Origin of the sequence: Roseateles sp., assembly GCF_039595295.1 — a bacterium.
GTDB lineage: Bacteria > Pseudomonadota > Gammaproteobacteria > Burkholderiales > Burkholderiaceae_C > Roseateles.
Genome location: NZ_JBCNLU010000044.1, coordinates 20,584 through 32,602, shown reverse-complemented (window position 1 = coordinate 32,602; position 12,019 = coordinate 20,584). Strand labels below are relative to the sequence as shown.

General features: G+C 69.8%; 13 protein-coding genes. 6 read left to right on the top strand and 7 right to left on the bottom strand.

Annotated features, from left to right (window positions below):
* On the top strand, positions 1-122 hold a 122-nt coding region (locus ABDW59_RS21625), incomplete at its 5' end, for a transposase (RefSeq protein ID WP_343627991.1).
* Positions 123-189: 67 nt separating this feature from the next.
* On the opposite strand, the gene ABDW59_RS21620 is transcribed toward ABDW59_RS21625, so the two are convergent.
* The gene (locus ABDW59_RS21620; RefSeq protein ID WP_343633006.1) at positions 190-1,305 is read right to left on the bottom strand and encodes an ionic transporter y4hA; all 1,116 of its coding nucleotides are present in this window, start codon (positions 1,303-1,305) and stop codon (positions 190-192) included.
* Between the two features lie 57 nt (positions 1,306-1,362).
* On the opposite strand from ABDW59_RS21620, the gene ABDW59_RS21615 reads away from it, so the two are divergent.
* Positions 1,363-1,968 (top strand): YdeI/OmpD-associated family protein, encoded by a 606-nt coding sequence (locus ABDW59_RS21615; protein WP_343633003.1) that lies wholly within the window; start codon positions 1,363-1,365, stop codon positions 1,966-1,968.
* 17 nt (positions 1,969-1,985) lie between these two features.
* Here the strand turns inward: ABDW59_RS21615 and ABDW59_RS21610 are convergent, their stop codons facing one another.
* From ABDW59_RS21610 to ABDW59_RS21595, 4 genes are all read right to left on the bottom strand, one after another.
* Positions 1,986-3,263 carry a GGDEF domain-containing protein gene (locus ABDW59_RS21610; RefSeq protein ID WP_343633001.1) on the bottom strand — a complete coding sequence of 426 codons (1,278 nt, stop codon included), beginning with the start codon at positions 3,261-3,263 and terminating at the stop codon, positions 1,986-1,988.
* Positions 3,264-3,434: 171 nt separating this feature from the next.
* A complete protein-coding gene (locus ABDW59_RS21605) occupies positions 3,435-5,375 on the bottom strand; it encodes a carboxyl transferase domain-containing protein (RefSeq protein ID WP_343632999.1) in 1,941 nt (646 codons plus the stop codon).
* 89 nt (positions 5,376-5,464) lie between these two features.
* Positions 5,465-6,262 (bottom strand): DUF72 domain-containing protein, encoded by a 798-nt coding sequence (locus ABDW59_RS21600; protein WP_343632997.1) that lies wholly within the window; start codon positions 6,260-6,262, stop codon positions 5,465-5,467.
* Positions 6,259-6,963 carry a helix-turn-helix transcriptional regulator gene (locus tag ABDW59_RS21595; RefSeq protein ID WP_343633009.1) on the bottom strand — a complete coding sequence of 235 codons (705 nt, stop codon included), beginning with the start codon at positions 6,961-6,963 and terminating at the stop codon, positions 6,259-6,261. Before ABDW59_RS21595 ends, ABDW59_RS21600 begins: the two co-directional genes overlap by 4 nt.
* A 164-nt stretch (positions 6,964-7,127) precedes the next feature.
* Between ABDW59_RS21595 and ABDW59_RS21590 the strand changes: the two genes are divergently transcribed.
* The 4 genes from ABDW59_RS21590 to ABDW59_RS21575 all read left to right on the top strand — a co-directional run bounded on the left by ABDW59_RS21590 (position 7,128) and on the right by ABDW59_RS21575 (position 10,384).
* Positions 7,128-8,120 carry a hypothetical protein gene (locus ABDW59_RS21590; protein ID WP_343632995.1) on the top strand — a complete coding sequence of 331 codons (993 nt, stop codon included), beginning with the start codon at positions 7,128-7,130 and terminating at the stop codon, positions 8,118-8,120.
* Positions 8,117-8,464 (top strand): antibiotic biosynthesis monooxygenase, encoded by a 348-nt coding sequence (locus ABDW59_RS21585; RefSeq protein WP_343632993.1) that lies wholly within the window; start codon positions 8,117-8,119, stop codon positions 8,462-8,464. The genes ABDW59_RS21590 and ABDW59_RS21585 overlap by 4 nt, the downstream gene beginning before the upstream one ends.
* A gap of 152 nt (positions 8,465-8,616) precedes the next feature.
* A complete protein-coding gene (locus ABDW59_RS21580) occupies positions 8,617-9,807 on the top strand; it encodes an acyltransferase (RefSeq protein ID WP_343632991.1) in 1,191 nt (396 codons plus the stop codon).
* Between the two features lie 124 nt (positions 9,808-9,931).
* Positions 9,932-10,384: a CreA family protein gene (locus ABDW59_RS21575; protein WP_343633008.1), complete on the top strand. Its 453-nt coding sequence runs from the start codon at positions 9,932-9,934 to the stop codon at positions 10,382-10,384.
* A gap of 45 nt (positions 10,385-10,429) precedes the next feature.
* Here the strand turns inward: ABDW59_RS21575 and ABDW59_RS21570 are convergent, their stop codons facing one another.
* Together ABDW59_RS21570 and ABDW59_RS21565 are read right to left on the bottom strand one after the other, a co-directional pair.
* Complete coding sequence (locus ABDW59_RS21570) at positions 10,430-11,371, bottom strand: hypothetical protein (protein ID WP_343632989.1); 942 nt, start codon at positions 11,369-11,371, stop codon at positions 10,430-10,432.
* The gene (locus ABDW59_RS21565; RefSeq protein WP_343632987.1) at positions 11,364-11,930 is read right to left on the bottom strand and encodes a hypothetical protein; all 567 of its coding nucleotides are present in this window, start codon (positions 11,928-11,930) and stop codon (positions 11,364-11,366) included. The genes ABDW59_RS21570 and ABDW59_RS21565 overlap by 8 nt, the downstream gene beginning before the upstream one ends.
* Between the last annotated feature and the right edge of the window lie 89 nt (positions 11,931-12,019).

The window sequence follows — 12,019 nt, the reverse complement described above, 5'->3', positions numbered from 1 at the left end:
CCAACCTTGTCGAGGGTATCAACAACAAGATCAAAGTCATCAAGCGCATGGCCTACGGCTTCCGCGATGACGACTACTTCTTCCTCAAGATCCGGGCAGCATTCCCCGGAGATCGGCGATGAACCAAGAAAAAGGGCGTCGCGGTATCGCGACGCCCTTCGAGGATTCGACCGACGCAGTCGGTCGCCGTTAAGGCACCACGGCGAGGAACAGGAACACCACGAAGACCACCATGTGCACGGCGCCTTGGAGCACGGTGGCGCGGCCGCCGCCCAACGTAAGCGCGCCCACGATGAAGGTCAGGAAGAGCAGCACCATGCTCAGGGGAGACAGCCCCAGCACCAGCGAGTGCGGGAACAGCGGCGACAGCACCGCCACCGTCGGAATCGTCAGACCGATGCTCGCCAGGCCTGAGCCCAGCGCCAGGTTCAGGCTGGTCTGGAGCCGGTTATGCAGCGCCGCGCGCACCGCCGCCACCGTCTCCGGCAGCAGCACCAGCAGCGCCACGATCACGCCCACCAGCGACGGCGGCGCGCCGATCGCATGCACGCCGCGCTCGATGGTCGGCGCCAGCAGCTTGGCCAGACCGACCACGCCCACCAGACAGACCAGCAGCAGCGCCAGGCTCACACCGGCCACCTTCCAGCTCGGCGGGGCCGCGTGGGCGTCCTGGTCGTCCACGCCGGCGATCGGCAGGAAGTAGTCGCGGTGCCGCACGGCCTGCACGAAGACGAAAGCGCCGTAGAGCACCAGCGACACGCCGCCCGCGAAGAACAGCTGGACCTTGGTGAAGGTCGGGCCGGGCGAGCTCGTCGTGAACGCGGGCAGCACCAGCGTCAGCACCGACAGCGCGGCCAGCACGGCCAGCGTCGGGCTGGTGCCCTCGACGCGGAAGGCCAGCACCTGATGGCGCCAGCCGCCCACCAGGATGCACAGGCCCAGCACGCCGTTGCACACGATCATGATCGCGGAGAACACCGTGTCCCGCGCCAGCGTGTTGGTCGCCTCGCCGCCCGCGAGCATCAGCGACACGATCAGCGCCACCTCGATGATGGTCACCGCCACCGCCAGCACCAGCGAGCCGTAGGGCTCGCCCACGCGGTGCGCGACCACCTCGGCGTGATGCACCGCGGCCAGCACCGCCGCGATCAGCAGCGCGCTCACCACGGTCAGGATCAGCGTTGAACTGGCGCCCGCCGTCAGGCCGAGCAAGGCCGCGATCGCGGCCAGCGGCGCCAGCAGCGTCCAGATCGGAAGGGCCGCCGGCAGGCGGGCGAGAAGGGATTTGGAAGTCTGGGCTCGCATGGGGGCCGAGCATAGACCACGATGGCCGCCGACCCGGGAAATCGCTAGCCTGCGCCCATGCCCTCACACGATCCTCGCATCGACGCCTACATCGAGCGCGCCGCCCCCTTCGCGCGGGACCTGCTGCGCCACTGGCGCGCCACCGTCCACGCGCACTGCCCGGACGTGGTCGAGACCATCAAGTGGGGCTTTCCCAACTTCGTCTACCGCGACAAGATCCTCAGCGGCATGGCCGCCTTCAAGGCGCACTGCTCGATCGGCTTCTGGCACGGGGCGGCCGCGCTCGGCGAAGGCAAGGGGAAGGACGGCGCGATGGGCGACTACGGCCGGCTCACCGCCCTCAAGGACCTGCCCCCCGAGTCCGAGCAGAAGGCCGCCATCCTGCGCGCGATGACGCTCATCGAGGACGGCGTCAAGGCACGCCCCGCCAAGAAGTCGGCGCCCAAGCCGCCACCCGAGGCGCCCGCCGATCTGATCGGCGCCCTGGATCGCAACGCCGCCGCGCGCCAGACCTTCGACGGCTTCCCGCCCGGCCAGCGCCGCGACTACATCGATTGGATCGTCGAGGCCAAGAAGCCCGAGACGCGCGAGCGCCGCATCGCACAGGCGGTCGAGTGGCTGGCCGAGGGCAAGCGCCGGAACTGGAAGTACGAGAACTGCTGAGGGCACGCGCCGGTGACTCAGGCCGGCCGCTGCGCGTTCAGCGCCGCGCCGGCCGCGGGCTCGATGACCGCCTCCGGCGTCGCCTCGGCGCTCGCCGGCGGCCCTCCCGGCAGCGTCGACACCACGCTGTCGTCATGCACCTGCACCCGGTTGCGGCCGCCGTCCTTGGCGACGTAGAGCGCCCGGTCCGCGCGCATGAACAGCAGGTCGGCGCTGACGTTGGTGCCGGGCTCGGCGATCGCGATGCCGGCGGAGACCGTCAGGCGGAAGTCGCGCCCGTCTCCGTCGCACAGCTCCAGCTTGGCCACCGCCTCGCGGATGGCCTCGACGAGGCTCATCGCGCCGGGGGCGTCGGTCGCCGGCAGGATCAGGCCGAATTCCTCGCCGCCCCAGCGCCCGACCACGTCCGAGCCGCGCAGCCGCGCGCGCACCTCGGCCGCGAAGGCGCGCAACGCGTCGTCGCCGGCATGGTGGCCGTGGCAGTCATTGACGTCCTTGAAGTGGTCCAGGTCCAGCAGCACGAAGGCCAGCGGCGCCCCCTCGCGGCGGCCGCGCTCGAGCTCGTGGCGCAGCAGTGCGTCGGCGGTCATGCGGTTCAGACAGCCGGTCAGGCCGTCGGTGGAGGCCATGTCCTCCATGTGCCGCGCGATGCGCTCGAAGTTGGCCAGCACGAAACCGAAGCCCGCGCCGATCAGGCAGATGAAGCTGAACAGGAAGGTCAGGCCCTGGCCCAGGCTGCTCTGCATCAGGTCGCGATAGTCGTCCGGACTGATGATCGCGTGGATGCTGCGCAGGAACAGGCTGGCCGCGGCAGCCGCCAGCGTCAACGCGACGGCGCGCAGCGAAGATTCCCGCCGCCAGCCCACCGTCATCAGCACGAGGATGGCCGGGCACAGCAGCAGCCCGAAGAGCAGCGAGATCAGGCTGGTGCGGGCCGCCAGCGGCGCGCCCAGCAGCGCGGCGGTCACTGCCCAGGACACGGCCGGCGCGCCCCACCACATCCAGCGCGGCAGCGAGCGCCCCAGCACATGGCGATGGATGGCCTCGTTGTAGAAGATGATGCCCAGCGCGATCAGCCCGTTGCCCGCCAGCGCGGACAGCCACAGCGGCAGCACCAGCCGCGCCGACAGCATCGCGAAACCGCCCAGCAGCATCCAGGAGCCCCAGGTCCAGACGGCGAGGTCCAGGTAGCGTAGCCGGCTGCGCTGCGCCATCCACAACTGCAGGCCGAGCATGGCGAACCCGGTCAGCAAGGCCAGCATCAGCGTGGGAATGTGGATCGACAGGGGCGCCATGGGACGGCAGTGTAGTGACCGGCGTCGCGCCTGACCCTTCACGGATCGCCAAGTGGCAAAAAGCGCCCGGCCGTTTTGGCGGCGACAAGGCGGCGTGGCCGCCGTGCATCGACGGATGCCGCCGCCGGACCCATCCGACGCGATGTGCGAGACGTGGGCAGGCGGTGGGCGTCAGCCGGCCAGCAGCGCGGCCAGCCAGGCGCGCGTCTGGCGCGGAGCGATGACTGCATCGATCTCCAGCGTTTCGGCGATCGCCAGCGCCTGGCCGCGTGCGACCTGGGCCGCGAGCAGCCGCTCGAACAGCGCCTGGCGCTCGGGCCCCTCCGCAGCGGCGGCCAGCTCCTTGCGATAGCCGAGCCGCACGGCCCCCTCCAGACCCATCGCGCCGAACTCGCCACTGGGCCAGGCGGCGCAGCCCAGCGGCCGGTGCAAGCTGCCGCCGGCCAGTGCCATCGCGCCGAGGCCGAAGGCGCGCCGCATCACCACCGCCGCCATGGGCACCGTCAGCGCCGCCGCGGCGCGGAACAGCTCGCCCGCCTCGCGCAGCTGGCCGGTGGACTCGGCTTGCGGGCCGACCATGAAGCCCGGGCTGTCGATCAGGCTGATGACCGGCATGCCCAGCCGCTCGCACAGGTGCCAGAAGCGCGCCAGCTTGCGCGAGGCCGCGCCATCCATCGCGCCGCCGAGCACCGCGCAATCGCTCGCGACCACCGCCACCGCGCGCCCTTGCAGGCGCGCCGCCGCGGTGATCACGCTGCCGCCGTGGCCGGCGCCGAGCTCGATCAGCGAGCCTGCGTCGAAGATCCGCCCCAGGATGGGTCGGACCGGGTAGGCGCGCTGACGGATCTCGGGAATCGCGGCGTCGAGCGGGGATTGGTCGACCTCGTCGTGCTCATTGCCCTCGTCCACCGCATCGGCCGCGTTGGCCGCATCAGCCCCAATAGCTCTGACCGCTTCATCGACGCGCAGCCGGCACATCCACGCCATCAGCACCCTCGCCCGCTCGCAGGCCTGGGGCTCGTCGTCGACCAGCAGATCCACCACGCCGACCTGCGCGAGCTGCGGCGCGGGGCCGATCTCCTCGGGCTCGAAGCGGCCGAGACCGCCACCTTCGATCATGGCGGGGCCGCCCAGTCCGATGTTGCTGCCGCGCGTGGCGATCACCAGATCGCAGCAGCCCAGCAGCGCCGCGTTGCCGGCAAAGCAGCGCCCCGCCGCGATGCCGAGGGTCGGCACGAGGGCGCCCAGCGCCGCCATGCGCGCGAAGGTCGACACGTGCAGGCCGGCGACAACGGGCATGTCGGTGTCACCGGGCCGGCCGCCGCCGCCTTCGGCCAGCAGGATGAAGGGCAGGCGCTCGCGCTCGGCGAGCTCCAGGATCCGATCGCTCTTCTGATGACCGCGATAGCCCTGCGTGCCGGCGAGCACGGTGGCGTCGTAGGCCATCACGGCGACAGGCCGGCCGTGCAGCTTGGCCTTGCCGGTGATGACGCCGTCGGCAGGCGTCTGGGCGCGCAGCTCGTCGATGGGTCGGCGCGCGGTCTGCGCCGCGACGGCCAGCGCGCCGAACTCGACCAGGCTGTCGGCGTCGCACAGTGCGGCGAGGTTCTCACGCGCGGTCCGCAGGCCCAGCGCGTGGCGCTTGGCGATCGCGTCGGGGCGCGCGGCGTCGTCGAGCAGGGCATGGCGCTCGCGCCAGGCGCGGAGGTCGGTCCGCTCGGGCGCGTCGGCCCCGCCGGCGGACACGCCCGTCGAGGGCGATGCCGTCGAACGAGGCCAAGCGTGCGACTGGAGAGACATCGATGCGGCGACGGCCAGCGGCGGCGCAGACGGCACGACCGGCGCCGAGGGAGACGCGCTCGCGGTGGCTGGTGTCGCCGCAGACGCCGCAGCCGCCACCGGCGCCCACGCCATCAGGGCGTCGCCTTCCTGCACCAGCTCGCCCTCGGCGACAAAGCACTCGGTGACGCGACCGTCGGCAGGGGCCGACAGCTCGTGCTCCATCTTCATCGCCTCGAGCCGCAGCACCGGCTGTCCGCGCCGGAGGAGTTCACCCGGGGCGACGAGCCATTGCTGCACGGTGGCGGAAAGCGGAGCGATGAGTGACGGCATGCGGGACCTCCCAGAATGCCGGCGACTCTAGGCGCGGCGCGCGCCAGGCGCTGCCGCGAAGATGACAGCCGATCAGCTCGAACGCCGGATCAGCTGAGGCGGTCGATCAGCGCCATCGCCGCGGCAGGCGCGCGCTCCTTGGCGCCGCTGATGAACAAGACGAACACATCGCGCTCGCGCCGCTGCGGCGCGCGGTCCGGCTCGATCAGCGGCAGCCGGTCCGGCTGGCCGCCCGACTGCCAGCGCGTGGCGCAGGCGGCCAGGCCGTCGAGTTCCTCGTCGGTGACGCCGTTCACCAGCTCCGACCGGGTGCGCATCACCCGCGTGTAGACGAAGTCGGCGGTGAGGTCGGGCAGCGCCGGATAGTCGTCGGACTCGGTGAAGACGACGGCCGCGCCATGGTCGCGCGCCATGCCGAGGAAGACCGGATCGCGGAAGCTCTCATGCCGCACGTCCAGCGCATGCCGCAGCGCCACGCCGCCGCTGCCACTCGGAAGCAGCTTCAGGAACGCGCCGAAGTCCGCCGCGTCGAAGCGCTTGGTCGGCGCGAACTGCCAGACGATGGGCCCGAGCTTGTCGCCCAGTTCCGCCACGCCGCTGTCGACGAAGCGGCGCACCGACTCGCCGGCCTCGGCCAGCACGCGACGGTTGGTCGCGAAGCGGTTGGCCTTGAGCGAGAACATGAAGCCGTCGGGCGCGGTGTCGCGCCACTTGGCGAAGGTCTTCGGCGTCATCGTGCTGTAGTAGGTGCCGTTGACCTCGATCGCGCTCAGCTTGCTGCTGGCGTACTCCAGCTCGCGCGAGGCGGGCAGGTCCTTGGGATAGAAGGTCTCGCGCCAGGGCTCGAAATTCCAGCCGCCGATGCCCACGCGGATCGCTGTGCTCATGTGCTTTCGTCCTCCAGCAGTCGTTCCAATCGGGAGAGTCCGCGCCGCGTCACGCGCAGCGCGCGGCTGTCGGGATCCGGGTCCAGCCAGCCCTGCGCGAGCATCGCCTGCAGCCAGGCCGCGCCCAGCGCGCCGCCCAGATGCGGGCGGCGTTCGCTCCAGTCCATGCAGGCGCAGGCCAGCTTGCGGCGACGCGCGCCGGTGGCGGCGTCGACGTCCACGCCCAGCGCACGCAGCGCGTCCAGGCCCGGCTCCGTGACGCGATAGCCGCGCGGCTCCTCGTCGTCCAGCAGGATCCATTCGCGGCCCAGCGCGAGGTCGTGCAGCCGCACGCCCCAGTGACCGGCCAGATGGTCGTAGCAGCGGCGCGCCTGACGCAGCGCGGGCGGCGTGCTGGGTTCGAAGCGCGGCCGCGGCTGGCCCGCCAGCACCAGCATCGCTTCCAGCGCCTGCCCCACCTCCGCGCCGGCGAGCCGGTAGTAGCGGTGCTTGCCCTGCGCCACGCAGTCCACCAGGCCCTGCGCGAGCAGCTTGGCCAGATGCGCGCTGGCGGTCGACGCGGCGACCTCGCCGACGGCGGCGAGCTCGGTGGCCGTGCGGGCGTGGCCGTCCATCAGGCAGCACAGCATGCGGGCGCGAACCGGCTCGGCCATGCTGGCGGCGACATGGGCCAGCGCCTCGTCGGCGGTGGGGGCGTCAATCATGTTTCGATGCTAAGCGAAGCGTTCCCGCGCGACCATCGCGAAGATCCCGGCATCGGCGGACGATCCGTCCCCGGCTTCCGCTTCACGCGGATCACGGTCATTCCGCACCTCTCGTTCCGCTCCCTCCTTTCGCTCCTTTCGCTCCGCTCGCCCATCACACCATGACGTCCTGTCCGTTCCATGTCCAGCCCGCAAGGCCCGCGCAGCATCTTCCGCCGCTGCTCGATCCCGCCTTGCGCATGCGCCCCGTCGGCGAGCCACTGCCGGCGCCCTTGCGCATGCACGGCGGGCCGCTGGCGCAGACCTTCTCCCGATGGCTGCGACAACGCGACGATACGGCGCACGCGTCGGAGAAAGCGGCGCTCACGCGCGCGCTGCAGGCGTTGTCCGGCGATGAGGTCCGGAGCCATGCGCGACGTCAGGCCGAGATCGCGATGACCGGCGGCTGGCCCCATTGGTCGTGGGCAGTTCCGGCTGCGACGGTGGCCAGCTTGCTGGGGCTTCCGATGACCGACGTCGACGCGCAGCGACGTCTGCACGGCGCGCTGCGCGCCATGGCGGCGGGCCTGTCCGCGACCGCCGATCAAGACGCGGTGACTGCCGGCGGCGCAGCGACGACGACGCTGCTCAAGGCACTCGACCGCGCCGAACGCCGCTCGCCCGATGCCCCGCTGCAATCGACCTTGCTGCACCGCGCCGCGCCCTCGCGCTGGACCGATCGCGCGACCTTCGCGGCCAATCGTCTGGCGTTGATCTGGCAGAGCCACGAAGCCGGCGCGGCGCTGCTCGGCCATGCGCTGCTGGAGATGAGGCGCACGCGGATCACGCCGTCGCGGGACGACCTGCTGCGCATCGCGCGCGACGGTGGCGCGGTCCGCAACACGCGGCGCTTCGATGCGGACGGGGCGGTCGTCGTGGTCCCGCTCGCCGGCACCGAGCATTCCTTCGGCGACGGCCCGCACCGCTGCCCCGGGCAAAGCCTGACCCTCGGCGCACTGCATGCGGCGCTCGAGTGGCTCGCGGAGAAAAGCGACTGGCAGATCCCCGAGCCCGTCTCTCCGCTGTCCCTGCCCAACATGGACATCCCGCAGTTTCCTGAATCACCGCGAACGCCGCTGTCGCCGCAGTCGCCGCACGAGGAGCGCCATCCATGATCGCCGTCATCTTCGAAGTCATCCCCAGCGCCGAGGGACGTGACCGCTATCTGGAACTCGCGGCCCAGCTCAAGCCCTTGCTGGAGCAGATCGACGGCTTCTTCAGCATCGAGCGATTCCAGAGCCTGACCGACCCGACCAAGCTGCTGTCGCTCTCCTTCTGGCGCGACGAGGAGGCGGTGCGGGAATGGCGCCGGCTGGAGGCGCATCGCGCGGCGCAATCCGAGGGCCGCGCGGGCGTCTTCGCCGATTACCGACTGCGGGTCGCCTCGGTGATGCGCGACTACGGCATGTCCGAGCGCGACGAGGCCCCGCCGGACAGCCGCGCGCGGCATCACGGCTGAAGCCTGCGACGCTCGTAACGCCCGTAACGCGACCACCTGACGCGACTCGTCGCGGCCGGCGCGATTCCGTCGCACGATGCGCGTCGGCGCTGCGCGGCGCGCCGAGAATCGCCGCCGCTTCTCACGACACGGCCTAGAGGCCGGACCATCGCATGTCATCCCCCGCCCTGCCCGTCTCGGGCTCCGCTCGCCTGCACGGCCTGGACGCGCTGCGCGCGGCCGCCATCCTGCTGGTCTTCGCCTACCACTACCAAGTCTTCGTCAGCGGCCAGCCGACCTTCGGCTGGCTGAGCGAGATCGGCTGGGCCGGCGTGGATCTGTTCTTCGTGCTGAGCGGCTATCTGATCGCCAACCAACTGATGGGCGGAATGGCGCGCGGCGGGCAGTTGTCGCTGCCGCGCTTCTACGGCCGGCGCCTGCTGCGCACGCTGCCCAACTTCTACGTCGTGCTGGCGCTGTACTGGCTCTTCCCGCAGGTCATGGGCGGCCGTGAGCCGCCGCCGCTGTGGCGCTTCCTGACCTTCACCCAGAACATCACCCTGATGCCGGGCACCGCCTTCTCGCACGCCTGGTCGCTGTGCATCGAGGAGCAGTTCTATCTGGTGCTGCCCGCGGTGCTGCTGCTGGGCGCCTCCTTGCGGCAGCATCGTCGCGCGCTGGCGTGGTCGTCCATCGTCGTGCTGACGCTGGCCGCAATCCTGTGGCGCGATCACCTGTGGACGCTCTACGGCACGCTGGATCCGACGGCCGGCTACTACCCGCATCTCTACTACGGCAGCCTCGCGCGGCTGGACGAGTTCCTGCCCGGCGTGGCGGTGGCGCTGCTCAAGCACGGTCATCCGAAAGCCTGGTCGGCGCTGATGGCGCGGCCCCGGATGCTGCTGGCCATCGGCCTTGCGGCTACCCTGGGCATGCTGACGGCGATGCTGCATGGCTACTACATCGACGGCTACGGCTTTGGCCGCGCGATGAGCGCCTGGGGCTACAGCGCGCTGGCCTGGAGCTTCGCGCTGATGGTGCTGGCGGCGCAGGCGCCGCGAGGCGTGTTGGCGCGGGTCGAGGTCCCTGGTGCACAGGCGCTCGCGCGCTGGTCCTTCGCGCTGTACCTGACGCACAAGCCGATCGCCTACGCGCTGGCCAAGCCGCTGGCGGCCTGGGGGATGACGCGTCAATCCGGTGCGATGACGGTGATCATCGGCATCGCCTGCCTGCTGGGCGGATGGCTGCTGTATCGCGCGGTGGAGCGGCCCTTCCTGCAGCTGCGCGACCGCTGGATTCCGTCGCAATTCACCGCGTCCACGCGTGCTACAACGGCGGGCCAAAGGAGCCCTCAGCATGCGTGATTCCCCGTCGACCCGCCAGCCTTCCGACCAGCCCACCCCCCAGGCCGTTTCACAGCCCTTCAAGGCCGCGCCCGCTCGTTCTTCCCGGGGTCGCCGCTTCGCCGGCGTGTCCCTGGGCGCGACGATGCTGGCGCTGGTCACCACCGCCTGCATGGGCGCGAGCGCCGACGAGATCGGCGACGTGAGCACGGTGTTCAAGTTCCTCGGTCCGAACCACAAGATCGTGGTCGACGCCTACGACGACCCGGCGGTGCAGGGCGTGACCTGCTACGTGTCGCGCGCGAAGACGGGCGGCATCAAGGGCGGTCTGGGTCTGGCGGAAGACAAGTCGGAGGCTTCGATCGCCTGCCGGGCGGTGGGCCCGATCAGCTTCCCCAAGCCGCTGCCGAAGCAGGAGGAAGTGTTCTCGGAACGCTCCTCGCTGGTGTTCAAGCGGCTGCGCGTGGTGCGCATGGTCGACGTCAAGCGCAACACGCTGGTGTACCTGACCTACTCGGACCGCGTCATCGAGGGCTCGCCGCAGAACAGCGTGACCGCGGTGCCGGTGGATCGGGGGACGGTGATTCCGGTGAGGTGAGCTGCGATCGAGAGTGCCACCCGAACGAACGATCGGTACCCTCGACTAGTCGACGCGCCCGACCATGCCGGTCAACGTGTGGGTCACTTTTGCCGGCCGCGTCGGGCGAGAGACGGTTCGCGTCCTGATGCGCACTTTCCAGCGCCCGCCCAGCCCCTTCTCCGAGGCCAGAAACACCTCCAGATCGCTTTTCGCGAATTCCCTGGAGATCGCACCGGTCAACGGCGGCTCGCCCTCCACCACGCTCAACTCGAATCGTCGAGCGGCGGGGAGAACGAAGATGCGTCCGATGATCTCGGCATCCTCGCTGTCGTGAATGGTGGCAGCGCCAGCTCGCTCTCGTCCTCGTCGAATCGCCTCGGCATTGAGCTCGATTTCCCGCTCGTCCTCCACAAGTCGCAGGAGCGCCTGCTTCTCATGCATCACTTCGAAGAACTCGCCGAGCGAGCTCAGGAAGCGCGGATCCATCCGCTCCAGCGCACGATCAAAGTCGTCGCCCGCCACGGAAGCGGCGGCGGTGATCGCATCGACCACGTGATCGACGACCAATTTCAGCTGCGTATCGGTGAAAGTGTCGGTTTGATCCGCCTCCTCGAGCACGAGACCGACCGAGCCACGCACGACATTCGTGACCAACATATCGGAACTGGTCTGCAACGACACAGGCCCACGCCGCCCCAGCTCGCCGATCTCCTCGACAGCAAACTGCTTGGAGACGAGATCCTGAAAGATCGCGACGGCTCTACCTGCAAAGGTCGCCTCAATGCCACGCGAGCCAACCACGGGCCCACCTGAGAAGAACAACGCCACAGCTGCCTTGTGCTGGACCGAGGCTTCGACAGTCGCGAGTTGCTCGGTCAGCCTAGCGTGTCGCTGGGAGAGCTGTCGATGTCCGATGGGATCGTCATCCTCGGTTCGACCTTGCAGCAGCAAGTCGATCGCCCCAAGGTCCGCGCGGAGCGCCTGGATCTCCAGCGCCTTAAGCATGGTCCGCCTCCCGCGCGTTCAGCAAGGCAAGGGCTTCGTCGTCATCGCTTCTCATCGGCACCTTGACGAGTCCCTTCCACATGAAGGTCGATCGCTGATGCGAGAACAATCCGTAAAAATACATGGTGTCCTCGACGATGTAGCGCGCGTCCTTCGACAGGTCGACGAAGTAGGAGTCGCACTTGTACACCTCCTTCACGCGATCCATGTCGAACAGGGTTCCGTGGGCTGCCGCGAATGCGCGCAGCTCTCGCGGCGGCACAGGCGTGTGCGAGAAGGTCACCAGGTCGACATCATTTGGGGGGCGCTGCCGCAGCCTCTCGCAGTCCTCGGTGAAGCTGCCGTCCAGAAGCTGAAAGCCAGTCACGATCCCTGCGGCTCGCAGCGCTTGGCGATACGACAGCAGGTGCCTCAGCAAGGCCCGCCGCTCATGCGAATGGCCGAACCTGTCGACGAGCTCGGTCATTGAGACTTCGTACGGGGACGACTGGCTTCTTTCGCTCGAATCGAAGCCAGCAAACGGCGGAAGAACACCGGATGCATTGAACTGGGGCAGCACGCTCTTCTCTCCTGTCGCCTTGAATCTGCGAGGCGAAGATGATGCCCATCGCGCCAAGCCCACGCCATAGCGTCTTTATGTGAGGGCTC

Excerpts from the sequence above, each read along its gene's own strand:
- ABDW59_RS21575 (WP_343633008.1), top strand. The coding sequence starts at position 9,932 with ATGCTGGCGCTGGTCACCACCGCCTGCATGGGCGCGAGCGCCGACGAG.
- ABDW59_RS21610 (WP_343633001.1), bottom strand. The coding sequence starts at position 3,263 with ATGGCGCCCCTGTCGATCCACATTCCCACGCTGATGCTGGCCTTGCTG.
- ABDW59_RS21570 (WP_343632989.1), bottom strand. The coding sequence starts at position 11,371 with ATGCTTAAGGCGCTGGAGATCCAGGCGCTCCGCGCGGACCTTGGGGCG.
- ABDW59_RS21615 (WP_343633003.1), top strand. The coding sequence starts at position 1,363 with ATGCCCTCACACGATCCTCGCATCGACGCCTACATCGAGCGCGCCGCC.
- ABDW59_RS21590 (WP_343632995.1), top strand. The coding sequence starts at position 7,128 with ATGACGTCCTGTCCGTTCCATGTCCAGCCCGCAAGGCCCGCGCAGCAT.
- ABDW59_RS21600 (WP_343632997.1), bottom strand. The coding sequence starts at position 6,262 with ATGAGCACAGCGATCCGCGTGGGCATCGGCGGCTGGAATTTCGAGCCC.
- ABDW59_RS21585 (WP_343632993.1), top strand. The coding sequence starts at position 8,117 with ATGATCGCCGTCATCTTCGAAGTCATCCCCAGCGCCGAGGGACGTGAC.
- ABDW59_RS21620 (WP_343633006.1), bottom strand. The coding sequence starts at position 1,305 with ATGCGAGCCCAGACTTCCAAATCCCTTCTCGCCCGCCTGCCGGCGGCC.
- ABDW59_RS21605 (WP_343632999.1), bottom strand. The coding sequence starts at position 5,375 with ATGCCGTCACTCATCGCTCCGCTTTCCGCCACCGTGCAGCAATGGCTC.
- ABDW59_RS21580 (WP_343632991.1), top strand. The coding sequence starts at position 8,617 with ATGTCATCCCCCGCCCTGCCCGTCTCGGGCTCCGCTCGCCTGCACGGC.